Annotated in this window: 17 protein-coding genes; 8 read left to right on the forward strand and 9 right to left on the reverse strand. The window is 34.0% G+C overall.

Annotated features, from left to right (window positions below; genetic code table 11):
- Positions 1-3 precede the first annotated feature (3 nt).
- Together ABXQ82_RS15140 and ABXQ82_RS15145 are read left to right on the forward strand one after the other, a co-directional pair.
- Complete coding sequence (locus ABXQ82_RS15140) at positions 4-330, forward strand: TfoX/Sxy family protein (RefSeq protein WP_367061549.1); 327 nt, start codon at positions 4-6, stop codon at positions 328-330.
- Positions 331-358: 28 nt separating this feature from the next.
- A complete protein-coding gene (locus ABXQ82_RS15145; RefSeq protein WP_367061552.1) occupies positions 359-730 on the forward strand; it encodes a nuclear transport factor 2 family protein in 372 nt (123 codons plus the stop codon).
- A 12-nt stretch (positions 731-742) separates the two neighbouring features.
- On the opposite strand, the gene ABXQ82_RS15150 is transcribed toward ABXQ82_RS15145, so the two are convergent.
- The 5 genes from ABXQ82_RS15150 to ABXQ82_RS15170 form a co-directional block, all read right to left on the reverse strand.
- Positions 743-1,525 carry a hypothetical protein gene (locus ABXQ82_RS15150; RefSeq protein ID WP_367061555.1) on the reverse strand — a complete coding sequence of 261 codons (783 nt, stop codon included), beginning with the start codon at positions 1,523-1,525 and terminating at the stop codon, positions 743-745.
- 28 nt (positions 1,526-1,553) lie between these two features.
- On the reverse strand, positions 1,554-3,593 hold the full coding sequence (locus tag ABXQ82_RS15155) for a M3 family metallopeptidase (RefSeq protein WP_367061558.1): 2,040 nt from the start codon (positions 3,591-3,593) through the stop codon (positions 1,554-1,556).
- 153 nt (positions 3,594-3,746) lie between these two features.
- Entirely contained in the window at positions 3,747-4,229 is a 483-nt protein-coding gene (purE, locus tag ABXQ82_RS15160; protein ID WP_367061561.1) for a 5-(carboxyamino)imidazole ribonucleotide mutase, read from the reverse strand.
- On the reverse strand, positions 4,222-5,187 hold the full coding sequence (locus ABXQ82_RS15165; RefSeq protein ID WP_367061564.1) for a virulence protein RhuM/Fic/DOC family protein: 966 nt from the start codon (positions 5,185-5,187) through the stop codon (positions 4,222-4,224). The genes purE and ABXQ82_RS15165 overlap by 8 nt, the downstream gene beginning before the upstream one ends.
- Before the next feature lie 185 nt (positions 5,188-5,372).
- Positions 5,373-6,527: a 5-(carboxyamino)imidazole ribonucleotide synthase gene (locus ABXQ82_RS15170; RefSeq protein ID WP_367061567.1), complete on the reverse strand. Its 1,155-nt coding sequence runs from the start codon at positions 6,525-6,527 to the stop codon at positions 5,373-5,375.
- 260 nt (positions 6,528-6,787) lie between these two features.
- On the opposite strand from ABXQ82_RS15170, the gene ABXQ82_RS15175 reads away from it, so the two are divergent.
- The 6 genes from ABXQ82_RS15175 to ABXQ82_RS15200 all read left to right on the forward strand — a co-directional run bounded on the left by ABXQ82_RS15175 (position 6,788) and on the right by ABXQ82_RS15200 (position 12,292).
- On the forward strand, positions 6,788-7,708 hold the full coding sequence (locus ABXQ82_RS15175) for a T9SS type A sorting domain-containing protein (RefSeq protein ID WP_367061570.1): 921 nt from the start codon (positions 6,788-6,790) through the stop codon (positions 7,706-7,708).
- Between the two features lie 158 nt (positions 7,709-7,866).
- Entirely contained in the window at positions 7,867-8,976 is a 1,110-nt protein-coding gene (locus ABXQ82_RS15180) for an adenylate kinase (protein WP_367061572.1), read from the forward strand.
- A 165-nt stretch (positions 8,977-9,141) separates the two neighbouring features.
- Entirely contained in the window at positions 9,142-10,140 is a 999-nt protein-coding gene (obgE, locus tag ABXQ82_RS15185) for a GTPase ObgE (RefSeq protein ID WP_367061575.1), read from the forward strand.
- Positions 10,141-10,189: 49 nt separating this feature from the next.
- Positions 10,190-10,897: an ion transporter gene (locus ABXQ82_RS15190; RefSeq protein WP_367061577.1), complete on the forward strand. Its 708-nt coding sequence runs from the start codon at positions 10,190-10,192 to the stop codon at positions 10,895-10,897.
- Positions 10,898-10,969: 72 nt separating this feature from the next.
- The gene (locus tag ABXQ82_RS15195; RefSeq protein WP_367061579.1) at positions 10,970-11,491 is read left to right on the forward strand and encodes a DUF4136 domain-containing protein; all 522 of its coding nucleotides are present in this window, start codon (positions 10,970-10,972) and stop codon (positions 11,489-11,491) included.
- Between the two features lie 75 nt (positions 11,492-11,566).
- Positions 11,567-12,292, forward strand: coding sequence for an SDR family oxidoreductase (locus ABXQ82_RS15200; protein ID WP_367061582.1), 726 nt, complete (start codon positions 11,567-11,569; stop codon positions 12,290-12,292).
- A 202-nt stretch (positions 12,293-12,494) separates the two neighbouring features.
- Here ABXQ82_RS15200 and ABXQ82_RS15205 read toward each other — a convergent pair whose 3' ends face one another.
- The 4 genes from ABXQ82_RS15205 to ABXQ82_RS15220 form a co-directional block, all read right to left on the reverse strand.
- On the reverse strand, positions 12,495-13,916 hold the full coding sequence (locus ABXQ82_RS15205; RefSeq protein WP_367061584.1) for a M64 family metallopeptidase: 1,422 nt from the start codon (positions 13,914-13,916) through the stop codon (positions 12,495-12,497).
- Between the two features lie 2 nt (positions 13,917-13,918).
- Positions 13,919-14,434: a hypothetical protein gene (locus tag ABXQ82_RS15210; RefSeq protein WP_367061587.1), complete on the reverse strand. Its 516-nt coding sequence runs from the start codon at positions 14,432-14,434 to the stop codon at positions 13,919-13,921.
- Between the two features lie 172 nt (positions 14,435-14,606).
- Positions 14,607-14,984 (reverse strand): DoxX family membrane protein, encoded by a 378-nt coding sequence (locus ABXQ82_RS15215; protein ID WP_367061590.1) that lies wholly within the window; start codon positions 14,982-14,984, stop codon positions 14,607-14,609.
- 142 nt (positions 14,985-15,126) lie between these two features.
- Entirely contained in the window at positions 15,127-21,321 is a 6,195-nt protein-coding gene (locus tag ABXQ82_RS15220) for an MG2 domain-containing protein (RefSeq protein WP_367061593.1), read from the reverse strand.
- Positions 21,322-21,502 lie beyond the last annotated feature (181 nt).

The raw sequence follows: 21,502 nt of genomic DNA on the forward strand, positions 1-21,502 counted from the left end.
AATATGGCAGTAGATGAAAGTTTTTTGAATTATGTAAAAGACCAATTATCTGAAATTGGGGAATTTCAGGCAAAAAAAATGTTTGGTGGCGTTGGCTTTTTTAAGGAAGGTATTATGTTTGGGATGTTGGGAGGGGCTGTATTCAGGCTTCGTGTTGACGACACCAATAAGCCAGATTTTGAAGCTAAGGGAATGAAACCGTACAGCTCAAAAACCAAGAAAAAAGGGATGCCCTATTATGAGGTTCCTGTTGAAGTTTTAGAAGATAAGGATATATTGAAAACATGGGCTTTAAAGGCATTTGAGGTAGCTAAGAAACATAAGAAGTAAAATTATTTATAAACTAAAATATAAAAAGATGACAACAAAAGATGTAGCCGATAAGTTGGTAAATTACTGCCGACAAGGACAATTTGAGGAAGCTGTAAAAGCATTGTATGCACAAAATATTGTAAGCATTGAACCGGAGGGCGCGCCCGTTAAGGTTAGTGAGGGTTTGGAAGCGGTAATCGCCAAAGGGCAACAATTTCAAGAAATGACAGAAGAGGTACATGGTATGGAAGTATCCGATCCGGTAGTAGCCGATAAATTCTTCGCCTGTACCATGAAAATGGATATTACGTTTAAAGGCGCACCTAGAACCAGTATGGAAGAGGTATGCCTTTATAAGGTTGAAAATGGGAAAATAGTAAGGGAGGAATTCTTTTTTACGCCGATGCAACAGGCGTAAAACCACTAAGCCCTACTTAATCTGTAAATGTGCATGGTCGTCATGGCGCACAGCTTGACATCCGTGAAACCGTATTTTGCTTTCGTTTGACAACCCCATGGACTCTTTAAGGTATGGCTCAATAAATAGCTTTTGAGTTGAAGGGTTTGAGGTCAAACACTTGATTAATAGCTTTGTTTTTGAACGATCTAAAATGAGGTGATTATTTTTTCCGAAGGTTAGGTATTTTGAGAAATCGTACTGCCAATAGCCCTTGTTAAGGCAAGATGTTGTGGTGCGATTTTTATTGGAATCTACATAAGCACCATAACCTGAAACGGACGGTTTCTTGGTTGTGGTTGTGCCATGTTCGTCTAAATACATGAAAGAAATATCAATCTTTTTTCCATCATTATGACTTAAATGGGGAAGTAATGGAAATCCATCTAAAAAAGGAAAATTAGCATCTAAGTAAGTGATTGAAATCCCGGATTTGAAAAGTGAATGCGCAGAATTCTCTAATTCAGTTTTAAGATTAGAATTCACATAATTTCTAAATAATAACGGATACACCCAATTTCTAGGTTTTAATTCCTGATTAAAAACAGGGAGAGCTTCTCTTCCAAATTGTTTTGCAACAGGTGGAATTATTAATAAGTTGAAACTCAAATAAAGTAGTGGAAAGCTATAACGCTTTTTGCTTTTTAATGGCTTAGAAAGCATTAGAGTTAAAATCCAAATAACACCACCAACTTGAGTTAGGATCGTTAAAAATATAATTAGAAATAAATGCCCAATTGCTTTTAGAAACTTCATCAACAATTAAACGGATAAATACATAGAATTATTTCAACAACCCCGCCCGCCTCAACAAAGCCTCAGGTTTAGGCTCCTGCCCTCTAAAACGTTTATAAAGTGTCATCGGGTTTTCTGTACCGCCTTTGCTTAATACGTTGTCTTTAAATTTATCTGCAACCGTTTTATTAAAGATTCCTTCTTCCTTAAAATATTCAAAAGCATCAGCATCCAGAACCTCTGCCCATTTATAACTGTAATATCCAGAAGAATAGCCACCTTGAAAAATATGAGAAAAAGCAGTACTCATACAGGTTTCCTTTGTTTCAGGGTATAAAGTGGTGTTTTTAAACATTTCAGTTTCAAAGGCTTTTACATCATTTATTGTCTCTGGCGACTCGCCAGCGTGCCAACCCATATCCAATAATCCAAAACTTAACTGACGCAAGGTTTGCATCCCTTCATGAAACGTAGCCGATTCTTTTATTTTTTCAACCAAATCCATCGGGATGACTTCGCCGGTTTCGTAATGCGTTGCAAATAATTCCAATGCTTCTTTTTCGTAGCACCAGTTTTCCATAACCTGACTTGGAAGTTCTACAAAATCCCAAAACACGCTAGTTCCAGATAGGCTAGGGTAGGTGGTGTTTGCCAACATACCGTGTAATGCGTGTCCGAATTCATGAAATAACGTCGTCACTTCATTAAATGTTAAAAGTGATGGTTTACTTTTTGTGGGTTTTGTGAAATTGCAAACTATTGAAATGTGCGGTCTGCTATTTTCGCCATTTTTTATGTATTGTGGTTTGTACGAAGTCATCCAGGCACCATTACGTTTTCCTGCTCTTGGAAAAAAATCGGCATAAAATATAGACACTAAGTTCCCATTATTATCTGTAACCTTATAGGTTAACACATCTTCGTGGTATTTATCAATGGTATCAATTTCCTCAAAATTTAAATCGAATAATTTATTGGCTATGATAAACGCACCATCAATAACATGTTCTAATTTGAAATAGGGTTTTAGTTTTTCGTCATCTAAACTGAATAATTTTTGTTTTAGCTTTTCGGAATAATAAGCCCCATCCCATTTTTCCAGTCTGTCGATGTTATCTAAATCTTTTGCGAAATTTTCAAGATTCTTGAATTCCCGTTCTGCTGCAGGTTTTGCCTTTTCAAGCAAATCATTTGAAAACTTCAAAACAGTCTCGGGTGTTTCTGCCATGCGTTCTTCTAAAACAAAATGGGCATGGGTTTTGTATCCTAAAAGGTTTGCGCGCTCATGTCTTAGTTTTACGATTTCAAGTACGTTATCCTGATTGTCTAAATCGTCTCCCTTAAAAGATTTACTTCCTGCCGCTAAAGTCATTTTTTTTCGCAGTTCGCGGTTATCGGCATAGGTCACAAACGGAATGTAGCTTGGGTAATCTAAAGTGAATAACCAACCCGTTTTGTCTTTAGATTCTGCGAGTTGTTTTGCGGCTTCAATAGCGCCATCAGGAAGACCAGACAAATCTTTTTCATCTGTGAGTAATAGTTCAAACTTATTGGTTTCTGCTAAAACATTCTCTCCAAATTTGAGTTTTAATTTGCTTAATTTTTTGTCAATTTCCCTAAGCTGTTTTTTCTTGTCTTCGGATAAATTAGCACCATTTCTAGAAAATCCTTTGTATTTTTTATCCAGTAACGTTTCCTGTTCAATAGATAAACCAAGGTCTTTTTTAGAATCATAAACAGCTTTTACACGTTTGAATAAATCCTCATTCAGCGTAATATCATTACTGAATTCTGATAATAAAGGCGAAACTTCCTGAGCTATATTTTGAATGGTCTCATTGGTTTCAGCTGAATTTAAATTGAAGAAAATACTTGTAATTCTATCTAATTGTGCTCCTGAAAAATCTAAAGCTTCAATGGTGTTTTCAAAAGTTGGTGCTGCTTCATTATCAACTATATTATCGATTTCAGATTTAGCATCAGCGATTGCTGTTTCAAAAGCAGGAAGAAAATGGTCGTTTTTAATTTTGGAAAATGGGGCAGTATTAAATGGTGTTTCAAAACCGTTCGTCAGGATGTTATGAGTCATTTGTAATAAATAAATGTTAAAGTTGAATTTTTAGTATGCATGCACAGTAAAATACATGTACTTTTGCACAGATTTTTCAGAGGAGTTAACTTATAACTCTTAAGGATTATTGTTAATAGCTAATGAAACCTCGTCCTTTGGGTCGGGGTTTCTCTATTTTAAATCCTTCGCAGATGCGTTTACTTTTATCTTTAATCCCTCTTTGTAGGCTACTATTTTGTCTAAAACGCACTTATCGCTAGAGCCAATAATTTGAGCCGCTAGAATACCTGCGTTTTTTGCGCCGTTTAAAGCTACAGTGGCTACAGGAACACCTCCGGGCATTTGTAAAATAGATAGTATGGAATCCCAACCATCAATAGAGTTACTGCTTTTTACAGGCACACCAATAACGGGAAGTGGCGACAAAGCAGCGATCATTCCGGGTAAATGTGCAGCGCCACCGGCTCCAGCTACAATTACAGCAAAACCTCTTGTGTGGGCATTTTTGCCATAATCGAATAGCTTTTCTGGAGTTCTGTGTGCCGAAACGATATCTACTTCTACTTCAATATCAAAACCTTTTAAGATGTCTATGGCATCTTGCATTACTGGGAGGTCGCTTTTGCTTCCCATAATTACACCTACTTTATTCATTTTCAGAATTAATTAAATTAATAATTATATTTATGATCAAATCTTTTTCCTTAGGATTACTTTCTGCAATCATTAAAGTTAATGCGACTAAGGTACTATTTGTTATTTTTTTAGAAGCATCGCTTTTGTATAGAAATTGATTTTTATCCAGATACCAAATAAATAACCAAGCGGCTATACGTTTGTTGCCATCTGTAAACGAATGATTCTTAACAACAAGATAGAGGAGATTTGCTGCTTTTTCTTCAATACTTGGGTACAAATCATTACCATTAAATGTTTGGTCAATTACCGCAATGGAGCTTTTAAAAGATTCATCTTTTTCATTCCCAAATAAGAGAGATGCACCAAATTTATCTCTTAATCTTTTAATGGCAGAAATAGCTTCATTATAATCAATATGAAATATTACTTTTTCTGAAGAGACATTTTTAGTGATGCGTTGATGGTCGTAATCATCAAGTATGTCAAGTGCTTGTGAGTAATCTGTTAAAACATCTATAAAACCATCTACACCAATGTCTTGGTTTTTTATTGCTTTTGAAGTTCTTTGTACGAGCTGGATTGTTTTTTTTAATTGATTTAATCGCAACTCATTTTGAGTGTAACCTTTTATTAAATGCTCTTTTAGAATTTTATTTGCCCAAATTCTGAATTGCGTTCCTTTAGCGGAACTAACTCTATATCCCACAGCTAATATCACATCAAGATTATAATAATCTATTTGGCGCATTACCTCTCTCTTTCCTTCTTTTTGAACTGTTGCGTTTTTTGCAACAGTTGCGTATTCAGGTAATTCTTTTTCTTTGTAAATATTTCGAATATGTCTGGAAATAACAGATTTGTCTCTATCAAAAAGTTCAGAAATTTGGTTAAGACTTAACCATAAAGAATCATTTTCATAAGTTACTTCAACTTGAATTTCATTCTCTTTTTTATAGATAACAATGGCACTCATAAAATAATATTGAGTTTATTAACAAAAATAAGAAATGATGACATCAAGACTATAATGATTTATCAGTTTATCAGAATGACTAAAGTGTAGTTTTTGCACATTGCTTTTTTTGGAAGTTCTTTTTCTAAAAAATAACGTTAATGAGCTTGTGCAATTTTTACACAAGTTCAAATTTAAAATTTGATTTACTCACTTATCACTTTAATCGATTTCTTAACCTCCTCCGCAACTCGTCGAGCTTCATTTAAATCTTCATTCACGATAGTTACATGTCCCATTTTACGAAACGGACGCGTTTGTTTTTTACCATAAATATGAGGCGTTACACCATCCATTTTCATAATAGTTTCTATGTTTTTATAAACTACATTTCCAGTAAAACCTTCAGCACCAACCAAGTTTACCATAACGCCACCAACTTTACTGTCTGTTCGTCCCAGAGGTAAATCTAGAATGGCGCGAATATGCTGTTCAAATTGTGAGGTATAACTTGCTTCAATAGTTTGATGTCCAGAATTGTGAGGTCTTGGAGCGACTTCATTTACTAAAATATCGTCATTTTCAGTCTGAAACATTTCCACGGCCAATAAACCAACATGATGGAATGCTTTTGAAACTTTTAAGGCAACCTCTTCAGCTTTTTTTGCGACTTCATTTGAAATTCTAGCGGGGCAGATAACATACTCCACTTGATTTGCTTCAGGATGAAATTCCATTTCAACAACAGGATACGTTTTTGTTTCTCCCGATGCGCTTCTTGCCACAATTACTGCCAGTTCGTTTTTAAACGGAATTAAATCTTCTGCAATGCATTCGCCCTTTGGCAAGCCCTCTAAATCAGATAACTTTCTAACCACTTTTACGCCATTACCATCATATCCAAATTGGGCTGCTTTCCACACAAACGGGAATTCTAATCCACCATTAGCAATAGCATCTTCAATTTCCGATAGGTAAGCAAATCGTGTAAAATCTGAGGTAGGAATACCGTTATCGCGATAAAATAATTTTTGCTTTGCTTTATTTTGAATTCTTCTTAATGTTTTGGAGGAAGGATATACCTTTATGCCTTCTTTTTCAAGCGTTTCTAAAGCATCAACATTAACATTTTCAATTTCAATAGTCAAGACATCAACTTGTTTTCCGAAGTTATAAACGGCATCATAATCCATTAAATTTCCTAAATGAAATTTATCACAGGCAATTTTACATGGTGCTTCGTTACTGGATTCTAATACACTAGTATAAATATCAAATTTTCGGGTGTTGTATAACAACATTTTGCCCAATTGCCCGCCACCTAAAATGCCTAATTTGAAGTTTGAAGAAAAGTAGTTCATTAATCCGTTTTAATTGAAATTAAAAATCACTTAGTATTGCAAAAATACACTTAAATATGAAATGAATTGTTACAAATGGTTGTTAGTTTTAGAATAGTGCCGAACTATGAAACCCCCTTTAAATAGTAGCTTCTTCGACAAGTTGAGCGAAAAAAGGGATGTAATTTTCGATGATGTGAACGAAAATCAAGATGTATTTTTTGCATTTAGTATTAAGTTTGTACAGTACCTAAATCAAGGCTTCAAAAAAAATCAATATTATGATAAAAACTACTTTTTTAAAATATGTATGCTTTATTGCGCTATCCTCAAGTTTATGCTTTGGGAATAACATAAATGAACCGAAAGGAGATGCCACAAACGCAGAAATGCTTACTGCTGTTACCAATTTGCCATATAATTTGCCTTTGACTGCGGATTTTACGGTAATGGCTAAAATTAAAATTAATATTAGTGGTTCAACATTGTTTTCATGGTCTAACGAAAGAGGACAAGTGTTCTCTTCAATCACTATTACAGATGATTACAAATTAAAATTTGAAATTCCCGCAATAGGCTATAGTATTGTTTCGGAGGCTTCATTGGAATCGGGATGTCATCATTTAGCTGTAGTGTGCGATAGAGGTCGTATTACGTTATACATTAATGGGGAAGAAGAAATATCAACCCAGATTAATTTATCTGAATTATACGCTCATATGGGGAGTATAGATATCAATACGGTTAAAGGTAATTTAGCAAACTCAGGAGGTTTTGATATTAGCGAATTTGCACTTTTTAAAGATCCGTTGGTACAATTGGTGATTCAACAACTCATTTCATCGCCACCAGTATTTACTTCTGATGTTACAATAGGTTTATTATTGGCACTAAATTTTAATATGCCAGGAATGCCATTTGCTGGTTTAGGTCCAAATTTTCAAGCAGAAGTTTGTGTTACACTTTCATCTGATGATTTGGAGAAAGATGCACTTAAAGTGTATCCAAACCCAGCATCGGATTTTGTTAAGGTTTCTAAGAATTTTATAAATACCACTTACAGAGTTCATGATATCATTGGAAAAGAACTTATCTCCGGTAAAGTTGACCAAAGTGGAACAATTGATATTAAGTCATTAAAAAATGGTGTTTATTTCTTAAATATAGATGCTAAACATTCGGTTAAGTTCATAAAAAAATAAGGTTAAACTTAAAAGTTGAAAAAGTCATAGCTTAATTGTTATGACTTTTTTTGTTTTATAAATGAGGTTAAGGCTAATGTTTCCAGTAAATCAACGTTTAAAAAATCGGTAAACGTTAATCTATTGATTATCTTTGCATCTTTCAAATTCAACTTTAGGTGATAAAACTTCACGATAAATATTTTAAACCATTTATTTCTGCTGCTGAAATTGAAACGGCAGTAGATAAATTAGTTGCCGAAATAGCAAATGATATTGGTGATGAAATCCCTGTTTTTGTTGGGATTTTAAATGGATCGTTTATGTTGACGAGCGATTTTGTGAAGAAATACCCAAAACCTTGCGAAGTTACTTTTATAAAATTGGCGTCGTATGAGGGTGTGAAATCTAGTGAAGATATTCAGCGTTTAATTGGTTTAACACAAGATTTAACTGGCAGAACAGTCATTATTCTTGAAGATATTATTGATACAGGAAAAACACTGGCGGAAGTACATCGCATTTTTAAAAATGAAAATGTGAAATCACTTAAAATAGCAACGCTTTTTTACAAGCCAGAAGCTTACAAGAAAGATTTTAAATTACATTATATAGGTATAAAAATACCGAATAAATTTATAGTTGGTTACGGATTGGACTATGATCATTTAGGACGGGATTTACCAGAAGTATATCAAATAAAAGAAACGCAACACATGACAAACTTAGTGCTATTTGGCCCTCCAGGTGCAGGGAAAGGAACGCAGGCAGAATTCTTAAAGGAAAAATATAATTTGGTGCATATCTCTACAGGTGATGTTTTTAGATACAACATTAAAAACAAAACAGCCTTGGGTATGTTGGCAAAATCTTATATTGATAAAGGTGCGCTAGTTCCAGACCAAGTCACTATTGATATGTTGAATGCTGAAGTTGAAAAAAATACTGATGCCAATGGTTTTATATTCGATGGTTTTCCTAGAACAGATGCCCAGGCTAAAGCATTAGACAATCTTATGGACAGCAAAGATTCTCAAATAAATGCAATGATTGCTTTAGAGGTTGATGATGAAGTTTTAGTAAAACGTTTGTTAAAAAGAGGAAAAACAAGTGGACGTGCAGATGATGCCGATGAAGCCGTGATTAGAAACAGAATAAAAGTATATTACAACGAAACAGCCATTTTAAAAGATTATTACTCTGCGCAAGATAAATATTTTGGTGTTGACGGCGTTGGTAGTATTGATGATATTACAGAACGATTGAGTGCTGTTATAGATAATTTGTAATTCCCTGGAAATAGGGAATCCATATAAAGAAACTAAGTTTTTAATTGTAAAAATTTAGTTTCTTTTTTTAATTTTATAATGCCTTTTCAAAAACGAAGGCTTTATGGGTAATAAGTTAAGAGTAAGAAACTCATAACTCAAAACTCAAAACGCATAACTTAAGTCATGACTGAAGGAAATTTTGTCGATTACGTAAAAATGTTCGTGTCTTCTGGAAAAGGAGGACAGGGCTCTTCACATTTACACCGCGAAAAATATATTACCAAAGGCGGTCCGGACGGAGGAGACGGTGGTCGTGGTGGTCATGTTATTATTCGTGGAAACGATAATCTTTGGACCTTATTTCACTTGAAGTTTAAAAAACACGCCCGTGCTGGTCATGGTAGTCATGGTAGTAAGAGTAGAAGTACTGGTGCAGACGGCGAAGATTTTTATATAGATGTGCCTTTAGGAACAGTAGTTAGAGATACTGAAACCAACGAAATTGTTTTTGAAATCACAGAACACGGTGAAGAAAAAATAATTGCAGAAGGTGGAAAAGGTGGTTTGGGGAACTGGCATTTTAAATCTTCTACAAATCAAACCCCACGTTATGCGCAACCTGGTATGCCTGTGGAAGAGAAGTATATTACCATGGAATTAAAAGTGCTTGCCGATGTTGGTTTGGTAGGTTTCCCTAATGCGGGGAAATCGACATTACTTTCTGTAATTACTTCTGCAAAACCTAAAATTGCCGATTACGAGTTTACAACGCTTAAACCTAATTTGGGAATTGTTGAATATCGCGATTTTAAAACCTTTGTGATGGCAGATATTCCGGGAATTATCGAAGGTGCTGCCGAAGGTAAAGGATTGGGACATTATTTTTTACGCCACATAGAACGTAATTCTGTATTACTGTTCTTAATTCCAGCTGATGCTGATGATATTAAAAAACAATACGATATTTTGTTAGATGAATTACGCCGCTACAATCCCGAAATGTTGGATAAGGAGCGTATCATCGCCATTTCTAAAAGTGATATGCTGGATGAAGAGTTGAAGAGCGAACTCAAAACTGAGCTTGATAACGAGCTTCCAATTCCATATTTGTTTATTTCATCTGTTGCACAACAGGGTATTACTGAATTAAAAGATATGTTGTGGAAAATATTGAATGATTAAAAGTATTCAATTATTTTTTCGTTTTTTTACAATATCTTAAAGTTTCCACATGAAACAGTATATTAAAAATATTGTAGAAATTAACGATAATAAAAAGAGTAGATACTTCGCTTTTTTTATACAAGGGTTGATTTTAATATCTGTTGTTACATTTTCAATAGAAACAATTCCAGATTTAAAACCCCAAACAAAAGTCATACTTCAGTCTATTGAATGGTTTAGCGTCATCATATTTTCTTTGGAATATTTGTTGAGAATCTATGTTGCAGATAGTAAACCTAAATTTATTTTTAGCTTTTTTGGAATTATTGACTTTCTTGCCATCCTGCCTTTTTACTTATCTTTTGGTGTGGATTTACGTTCTTTAAGAGCGTTACGTTTTTTGCGTCTCTTCAGAATTTTGAAACTGGTAAGATATAACAAGGCCATGAATCATTTTACTTCAGCTATAAAATCGGCAAAAGAAGAAATTTTCCTATTCATATTTATCACGTTGATTTTGATTTATTTCTCCGCTGTCGGTATTTATTATTTTGAAAATGAGGCCCAACCAGAACATTTTTCTTCCATATTCGATAGTTTGTGGTGGGCTATAATTACGTTAACAACTGTTGGATATGGAGATGTATATCCAATTACTGTTGGTGGAAAAGTGTTTACTTTTATTATTTTGATGATTGGTTTGGGAATTGTGGCTATTCCTACGGGAATTATTTCTTCAGCACTTACAAAATCTGTGGATAAGAAAAGTGAGTAATATAAATTGAATTTTCCACAGTAAATAGTTATGGAATAATTTTTGATTAAATTTATTAAAAAAATCAAAACTATGAAACGACTTCTATGTATTGCTTTACTGTTATTTATCGTGTCTTGCGCTTCAATTCATGTCAACTATGATTATGATAAAACCGTAGATTTTTCCAACTATAAAACCTACCAGTATTTTGGAGATTTGGAAACAGGGTTGAGTCAATTAGATACTAAACGTTTATTGGACGCCATAGATGCTAAAATGAAATCAAATGGATTTACGGTTTCGGAAAATCCAGATTTTCTTATAGATATAAAAAGCGCAGAGTTTCAAGGCGCACAAAGACAAACAGTTGGTGTTGGAGTAGGCGGCGGCGGAAGAAATGTCGGTGGAGGGGTTACGATAGGTTTGCCTATTGGTCAAGCGGAAATAAACCGACAAATAATCATCGATTTTGTTGATGAAAATGGCAAAGGTCTGTTTTGGCAGGCCGTTAGCGAATCTAGTTTTAATCCTAATTCAACTCCTGAAAAACGAGAAAAACGTTTAACAGCCATTGTTGAAAAAATATTCAAGAAGTATCCTCCACAATCATAAACTTTATAATTGTCCTAACATTCTAAGTGCTTTATTTTAGCTTTCATTTTGTAGTTTTACTTAAAACAAAACACGATGGGTTTATTAAAATATAAAGTAGCACTAATAACTGGCGGATCTAAAGGAATTGGATTCGGCATTGCAAAAGCATTCATTGAAAAAGGAATACATGTAGCGGTCACCAGCCGAAGTGAAAGTGCTGCAAAAAAGGCTGCGGATACATTAAACAATTTTTCATCAAACGACGCAAAAGCCATTGGTATAGAAGCGGATGTTAAAGATTTTGAAAGTCAAGAAAAAGCTGTGGCAACTGTTTTGGAACAGTTTGGCCAGTTAGATATTGTTATTGCCAATGCTGGTGTAGGTAAATTTGGGACTATTGAGGATTTATCCATAAGCGACTGGAATGATGTTATAGACACCAACTTAACAGGTGTTTTTTATACTATAAAAGCTGGGGTAAAATCATTAAAGAAATCCCAAGGTTATTTTATCACAATTTCCAGTTTAGCAGGAACTAACTTTTTTGCTGGAGGCGCAGCTTATAATGCCAGTAAATTTGGAGTTACAGGATTTACCCAAGCCGTAATGTTAGATTTAAGACAGCATGGTGTAAAGGTAAGCACTATAATGCCTGGGTCTGTTTCTACTTATTTTAATGGCAATGAACCAGATGAAAAAGACGCTTGGAAAATTCAAATTGAAGATATTGGAAAATTGGTGACAGATTTATTGGAAATGCATCCTAGAACGCTTCCAAGTAAAATTGAAGTCAGACCGACAACACCTCCTTCAAAATAAAAAGGATTTGAATTTAGTACATTACAAAAAAATGAAAAATATATCTTAAATTTTTGTTTGTCAATTAGTATGCAATCTTGAATTAATTTCTGACCCTTCAGGTTTTTAAAACCTGAAGGGTCTTATTTTTAGCAATATATAACCTTCGTTTAACAATGAACAATGATTAAACTATTTTTGTCATATACTAAAGAATTTGAATTTAATTTTTCACTAATTTTTTACTGGCAATCAATACATTATCGGCATAAAAATTAGTAACGTAAATTCCCTGATTTAAATCGCTAATATTTAATTGATTGTTTTCGTAATCAGAAATATTGAGAGTCTTAATATTTTTTCCGTCAAGACTTACAATGCTAACTTTGATATTAAAAGCATTTTCGCTTTCAATTTTAAAATTAACGATGGCGTTGGTTGGGTTGGGGAATAATGAAATAGTATAAGTATTTCTTGTGTTGGTTATGTCATCAATTCCCAAAGTGGAATAATTTATAGTCCAGGTTACGGTATTTACATGGGTTGTATTATGGTTGTCAACTTTTAGCATCGGACTATCATCATGAACTACAACGGTTAACGTATTATTGCCTTCAATTAAATCGGTTTCAACTAAAGAAATAGCATCTACATCATTTGTAAAATTAGAACCGTTTAATGTCCATTCACGATTTAAGGAATTCGTGGTTGGATGTAGTAAAGTCAGCTGAAAATCTAACGGGAAAGTAGGATTATCAACTGTGTTATCATCAGGTAAAATTGCATCTATGGGTGAAATTAAACTATGAATTTTTTCAATAATCCCTTCTTGGCATACCGCACAAAAAGGAGCGTTTGTAAACAAAGTTCGCATAATACAATTTTCGTGTGGTCTGTACCAATCTTTTAAGTTGCCATCAAAATCTGCATGTTGATAAATGCCAATCCCATTTTCAGCTACCCAATTTTTCCATCGCACTTGAGAAGGACTTGTTTCTTGTGTCATGTTAATGCCTTCGTTTGCAAAGTCATCCCCGGGATAGTATTCATCAAACAAGTCAAACATAGAGTGGCCCAACTCATGTATGGTAACTGCTGCTCCCCAATGGCCGTTGTAAGCCATAGGGAATTCTCCACCACTTCCTCCGTATTCAGTAGAATTCACAATGATTATAGCTTGGTCATATTCGGGAAGGTTTACGGCTAATAATGCATTAATTTTGAGTTCTGTATTATTGGCATAATTGCCGTCAATTTCATAAAATAATCTTCGATGATTTCCATAAGAATCATAAGTAGCGTTAAAATAGGTGTCTCTAAAATCAGGCGTTAATCCAGATTCATCAACATCGGTAGCAGTTGCAGGATGATCTGCACCACTTTCATTTGATGGGATTTTTATAGCGTAAATATTAAAATAATCTTGATATTCCTTAAATGGAGAAAGCAACAACATTTGGTTTACAAAGTTATCGGCATCGGTCATAAATTGATTTAATTCCGAAGCACGATAACCCTCACTAAGAATTACCAGATTTATACGCTTGTCATTATCCCCAGAATTTCTAATGGTTTCAACGGGAAAAGTTTGAGCGCTTAAAACTGTACCGGCAATAAGAAGTATATAAAGTATAAAATGCTTCATATTTAGTCTAGTTTGGTTTTTATGAGTTGTTTTGCAGTATTTAAACTATCTACTATTTCGCTAATTTCTATAAATTTTGCTTCAGGATGCAATTGTAATTTTAATGAAAGATTTGCTTTGTTTTGAACAACCCGCCGTTTTTCAAAATTTAGTGAATCATTTAGGACTTCAATAAATTTATTCAAAGGGTTTTTAATATATACAAAATGAAGTTCGGACAAGCTATTACTTAATTGCGAACATTTTAAATCCCCAACCGATGGGGTTTTTATATATTTAGTGTTACTGTTTTTAAGTTTGCCATCTGCAATCATTTTACTGTGAAAACTGATGTTTTTTTCGCCAGAAGCAGTTTTGGAAATCGTGTAATTTAAAAACAGGAGTTTGGGATTTTCATTTATAACAATGTCTTTAGGAACGGCATCTTTTTTTGAAGCACATGAAAGCATACTAAAAACGAGTATTAGTAGGCATTGTATTTTAATGTAATTACCAATTTTGGGGCAACAGTAATACATGTTTCATTGAATTATAACTATGCAAAGTTAAGAAAATAAAAAAGAGAGCGTATGAAAAGGAATTAAGAGTGTCAGTTTCAGCACAGTCGAAAACCTTTAAATATAGAATATTAATGTATTTCGACTGCGCTCAATATGACAATTAGCTTAAATAAAAGACCTTTAAGCCAGGTTAATTGAGTAAAGCTTTGTATTTCTCTCTATATCCATAAAGAACAGCAACGTTCAATATAATCAAAACTACAGATCCGCCAATACCATCTGGATCAAGAACTGCATGAAATAAAAATGCATTTACAGAAACACTCATTAAAATTAATGCCATTAAAGCACCAAACTTGTTGAAAATTAAAGCCAAACCAGCAATAACTTCAACAATGGCAACTAGTAATAAGGTTTTAGAATTTGATAACGCTCCAAAATAAGCGCCTGCGTCACCAGATAATTCTGGCATTGGTAAAAACCCTCCAGGAACTAATTTGTTAGCTCCAAACATTAAAACGAACAGTCCAAGAAGTATTCTTAGAACCATAAAAATTTTTGAATTCATAATGCTATATGTATTAGTTAGTAATTTGAAAGATAGCTAATTGTAAATAAAACTATCTTGCACTTTGTCTAGACAAAGCGCACTAACTAACAGAATGTTTTAGACCTGTCAGGTTTTTAAAACCTGACAGGTCTTGTAAAGATTATTCTACTGAAATTCTAATGCCTTCACTATGGCTACTGAATTCTGGAGCATACATGCTTTGAATTGTTGTAATACCATTACTCATACTGCCCGCATTGTTCACCCTTAAATCGTATTCAAACACATAAATGCCTTTAGGTAAATAATCAAAAAAGAAGTTTGTACTGGCATCTTTTGTGCTTTCATAATAGCCTAAACCATCTTGCCACTTGTATTTTGAAATGACGTTTACAGGTTCTAATCCTGAGGCTCTCATATCTTTCATGTGTAAAAATTCCATGTTTCTGTCGCTTCGTAATTCTATACGAACTCTCACCAAATCGCCAACTTTTAAATTAGTTTCAGGAGTGATTTCTGAAATTTCTTCACCTGTATCGGTATTCGTTTTAAGGAACAGCTTTTTCTTTAAATTAAGAGGTGTTTCGGCTGAAGTGATCTTATCTAAATCTTCAAAATATTGCCAGTACAATGCGCCCCATGCAATTCCTTCTCCTTTTTTAGTGATTTGAACTTCTCCCATTTCTGGTTCAATTTCAGATGAAGACCATGAAGTTTTATAATAACCAGTTCCGGCTTCAACTTTAACACCTTCTAGTTTTGAAGGTGCAATGTGTTGTCCGCCGATAACCACATCAACCATATCTGTTACGCTTAGCCAATCGCTACCTTGTAGTAAAAGCGCGTAAACAGCTTCGGTTGTAGCTTTTGTGGTTTTCCATCTATTGGTTTGCTTGTTTTTGAGCAACCATATTTTTAGGTTATCGATGGTTTCAAGATTCTTCGCTTCGCTCTGAATGACATTTCCTGCTTCTGAAAAAGCTTCAATTAATAAAGCCTGTGTTTCAATAGGTGCTTGGTACCAATACCATGAATTGGTGTTGGACTTCCAGTACATGCCCAGTTCTTCCGAAGTGATGCTTGTTTCTTTTAGTGATTTTAAAATTTTTAAAGCTGTTTTAGCATCATTATTTCGATGTGATACCAAGGCCATCAATCCTTTTGAATATAAGGAACGACTTAACCAATATTTTTGAATTTGAGTTTGATAGTAATCGATTGTTTTTTCCACTTCTTTTGATTTTGAAATTTCAGGGAAGAAGCTTCGCATGTATAAATAATGCAATTGTGTATGGCTTAAATGGTCTTTGCTTAAGTCGGCTTTTGCATCGTATTTTCTAATGTCATTATATTCTTTTATGAATTGGGTGTCGAGGTAGTTGATGGCTTTTCTAATCATAGATTCTTCGCTATCGCTCTGAATGACATTCAGCTTATTTAAGTGTCCGAAGCCCGAAATAATATGTTGTGTAATGTATCTGTTTTCATAACCGCCTTTAAACCATGACCAGCCGCCAGAAGCCATTTGATTGCTTTTAAGTTTATTAATAGCCGATTGCAATTCATTATTCATTTTATTTAAATCGAATAATAAAGCGATACGTTTTTTCTGTTCTGTTTCACTTTGTGCATCTCGTAACCACGGCGTTTCTTGAATTAATATGGACTTTAAGTCTTCATTCTTCTCCAAATTAGACAATAAAGCATCCGTATTGCGCCATTGGTTGAAAACTTCCTGAATTCTAGGATTAGAATTTGCAATATGGCTCGCCAATGCATTGGCGTAATATCTCGAAAACGTTTGCTCATTGCACTCGTAGGGATATTCCATTAAATAGGGTAATGCCTGTACCGCATACCATGCAGGGTTGGACGTCATCTCTAAAGTTAGTTTGTGATTTTTAAGTGTCGTTGAGGTATTGGTTTTTAGTTTATCTAAAGTGAATGTTTTTGTTTGGTTACTTCGTATCCACATCGGTAAGGTTTCAGTAACCAACATTCTGTTTGATAATACAGGTAATGCATTTTGCTCGCCATCGCTAAAATCGCCCGATTTAGCAACTATTTTATATTTTACTGCTTGAATGTCATCAGGGATGCTTAAATTCCATGATACTTGGGTGTTGCCAGAAGCAGCGACAGTAAATGCCCCCTTCCCCCTCTGTCCTTCGGACATCTCCCCCGAAGGGGGAGGATTGAGCAAGTTTGCGGAAATATCTTTTCCTGAAATAGCATCTGTTAAAATTAATTTTGCTTGTCCTGAAAGTTGTTTTTCTGTAAGGTTTGCAATTTTTGTACTTATGGTAATTTTATCGCCTTCACGTAAAAAACGTGGTGCGTTGGGAATAACCATCAACTCTTTTTGAGTAACCGTAGTTAATGTTTTAGTGGCACTTTCTAAAGTTTTGGTGTGCGCCAATAATTGCAGTTTCCATTGGGTTAAAGCTTCGGGAGTTGTAAAATTGAAACTTATGTTGCCTTCAGGATCTGTTTTTAACTGCGGAAAGAAAAAGGCAGTTTCTTGAAGGTTTTTACGGATTTTGATGTTGCCGAAGTTTGGTTCAATATTTTCAGAATCATTTAATGAATCTAGTAATTTTTTTGCTTCTTCTTTGGATATAGAATTTAACGCTTTATCATTATTTATAATTCCCAAATAATATTTACTTGCTTCTGAATCATTTAATGTTTTTTGAATAGATTTATTACTCATAAATACTACTTCATCAACTTCCATCTCATCTTCTACGACTTCAATCATTTCTGGAGCAGCAGGAGTAACTGAGTTTGCTCTAGATAAAGTCGAAATTCCTCTTATTCTAAAATTGCGATTATTCCCAAAAAACAACCCAAACCAATTCAATTGGTCATACCCTTGATGCGTATAATTCCCACGAAATCTATCTTGATAAATTCTAAAATTCTCATTTCCAAAACTTTGATTCGCTCTTGAATTTCTATGAGTATAATATGTTGGATTATTAATTGGATTAAAATTCAAAGCATGCGATTTAAATTGATCTAAAGAGGCGTCATACATACTAGCCAATAATTCGGCACTTACTTTATCGCCATAAGGACCTTTGATTTTAAATTGCCACGTTTCATCAGTTCCAGGTTGTAACTTATCTCTAAACGTGAGGGTTTCAATCTCTAAATTAGTTTTTGGATAGGGTACAGCTATCAACTCAGAACCCGACTGAAAACTATTTGCAAAAGCAAAACTGTAATGAATGGCAAAACCACCCAAATCATTTGCGTTAACCGGAACCGAAATGGTTTTTTTAGTATTATTTAAAGTGATAATTTCAGTTTTAATAATCTTTTTATCCTTTTCTACTGAAACAGTTACTGCTATATTTTCGGCAGCCGAACCAAAAGTAACATGGGCAACGTCTCCTATATTATAAGACGATTTATCTGTTGACATTGTGATGAGTTGATTGTCTGCCGGAGCTTTATCATCATCATTAAATAAGGTTGTTTTAACTTCATCTTTTACCAATTGCCCAAACTTATCTTTGCTTTCGAGGGTAATCAGGTATTTACCAGAAGCCCATTTTTTAAGCTTACCAAGTGCAATGGTTTTTGAATCTTTAGTATTAAACGATTTTTCTAAAACCAATACGCCTTTTTTCCAATTATTAGAATTGTCTTCATTGGAATAAGCATCATGCGGAAATAACTTTTTAAAGTTTTCTTTAGAAATCTCTTGATAATCTGGAGCAGCCCACGGACGAGGTCGTAATACCGAATTTGGCGCTTCAAATTTATACATTTTAAGAGTGCCTTTTGCAGGTACAAATTCGCCATTTAAGTTTTTGGTATCAATGGTAACGCTATGGTCTTTTTTAGTTTTATCTAAGCGGTCATCGATACTTAAATTAGCTGTTAATGCATGATACCCAACATTTACAAGGGTTGTAGCACTTCGGGTTTCGCCATTTAAATCGGTAACATCGGCAGTAACTTCATAGTTGAAAATAGGCAGACTGCTTTTGTCAACACTTTGGTCTGGAATGGCTTTAAAAGTAATTTCAAATTCGCCTTTGTCGTTTGTAATGCTTTCGCCGTGTGTGATTTCTTGAGGCTCACTATTTGCATAAGGTCTATACCAAAAATACCAACGTGGATATTCTACTTTTCTATGTACACGATATACCACTTTGGCATCGCTAATATTGCTTCCAACATACGCTAAAGCATTACCTTTTATGGTAACGGAATCATTGATTTTAAAGGTTTCGGTAATGGGCTTGAATTTGGTTTCAAACTTTGGTCGTTTGTAGTCTTCGACTGAAAAATAGGTGTTGTTTCTTGAAAAATGATTTATATCAGCATTTAATTCAATGCGATATTGACCATTTAGACCATTATTAGGCAAAATAAATTCCCCTGAAACCGACCCGAATTCATTCGTTTTAAAATTTAGTGTTTTTAATTTTTCGCCATTAACGTTATAAAGTGTGGTGTTTATGTTTTCGTTTTCTAAAACCTCAGATTTTCCATCTTCAGTTTTCATCGCAATAGCCTTAAAATAAACCGTTTGCGCTGGTCTGTAGATGCTTCTGTCGGTAAATAAAAAAGATGTATAACTTATGCTTTGCTTTCGGTCTTTATATTTTTGATTCAAATAATAATCGCCAAAATAAGCAACATCATTACCGTTTTTCACTTTTAAGTTTACATCTCTATACCAACTATGGCTTTTTTCAACTTTAATTTCTCCTAAAGCATTAGAGCGGTAATCTTTTATTTTTTTAATTCTTGAACCTCTCGGGAAATAGGACATGACCACATCAGCATTCACAATTGGCGCACCATTAGTTCTATCAATAACTTGAAATATTTTATGCTGGGAAGTTTCGCTTTCAACTAAAGCCAAATTTGTGACTTGAACATGGGCGAACGCAAAATTGTTCTCATTCGCACCTTTCGTTGTTGCCACTATTAAATATCTGCCATTATGTAACTTGGACATCACTATTTCAGTTGAATGTCTTTGGAAATCATGTTCGTTTTTAAGTGAATTAGCCCATGATTCGGAAACATCTAATTCTTGGATAAAAGCCCATTGCTCATTTTGTCTGTAAGTTTTATTAAATTTTTCAAATTGTTTTTCAGATAAGTTATAAGCTTTAAATTGAATAAAATCTAAGTTTTTATAGCTGACTAAGATACGTGCAGGGTTATCAATCGGTAAAAAAGCTTCCGAAGCAATTTGGAGTGATGGTTGCTCAATTTGAGTTTTTAGAACAGCACATTTTTCAGCACCTTTACTTTTTTGGAATTTAGAGATGACCTTGTTACAAATTTCTAGAGCTTCTTTGGCTTTCCAGCGGTTTTCTTCTCCAATTTTTGCTTGGTATTGCTGACTTTGTTGATAATAAATAGAAGCAATTTCAAAATCATATAAACCGGAAACTTCACGAGAATTTAAACGCTTGCTTTCACTTTTAAGAGATTCTAATAAAAGTGTTTCTTTGTCATCAAACGTAGCATGTTGGTTTACAAATTTTAAACGCTCAATATTTATAGCGGCTAAAGCGAAAGGCTTTTCATCTTTTAAATGAAACCGAATTAAACTCTTATAAATTTTTAGAGCATTTAATTGAAGTGATGTTTCATCTTTAGATTCAATTTTCAAAACAGAAAATGTTTCAGCATCGGCTAAAAACTCCGGATTATCAATTTCAAATTTATATGCAGGTTTGGTAATATGTGTTTCGTTCGTTTTATAAAACTCTAATGCTGTGTGACTTAAAAAATCAAACAAGGTTGGTCTGTAAATTTTAGAATCTTTTTGTGTGTTTAAAAGCGCATCATATTTATCCAAAGGTTCTAATTGCAGTAATAAACCATTGTTTAGCGACTTTTGGTAATGCTTATGGATGTCATCAAAAAGCGTTTGTAAATCCCATGTTCTAAAGTCCTCTTTATCTACTTTTTCAGAAGTTTTGGTACGGTTATAAAATTTCCATCTGTTTTGCTGAAAATATTGCCAATACAAATTCGCCAAAATACTTTCTAATACATTTTTTACTGGGAATTCATTTTCGGCAATCGCAGTTTTGAAATCATTAATAATATTCAATTGCGCATCTTCCTCAATAATCAAAGCATATTTGCTCTTAAATAGCATGGTTTTAATTAATTGCGGATGGTTTTTAGCAGTATTAGCTTTGGTTTGAATACGCTCTACAATTTTCAAAGCAGATTTTGGTAAGCCCTTATTCTCCAATTTTTCGACCTCGCTCCATAAATCCTCATAATTAGAGTTTTGCGCATTGGAAAAGGTTGAAAATAATAATATCATAACTAAGAAAAGTGAATGCTTTATGTGTGCTGAATTCATTTCAGTATTGGTTTTATGTTGTCTCTAAACTACATTCAAAAGCCATTCCAAAAAATGATAAATGCGTGAAAGGTAGCGTTGAGTGAGGGAAGTTAATCATTTTGTGGGTAAAATAGTCGTTTTGAGTATTAATGAAATGCTAAATTTTGAGCCACGAATTTTATGAATTGCCACGAATATA

This window comes from Algibacter sp. 2305UL17-15 (genome assembly GCF_040720935.1).
Classification (GTDB): Bacteria; Bacteroidota; Bacteroidia; order Flavobacteriales; family Flavobacteriaceae; genus Jejuia.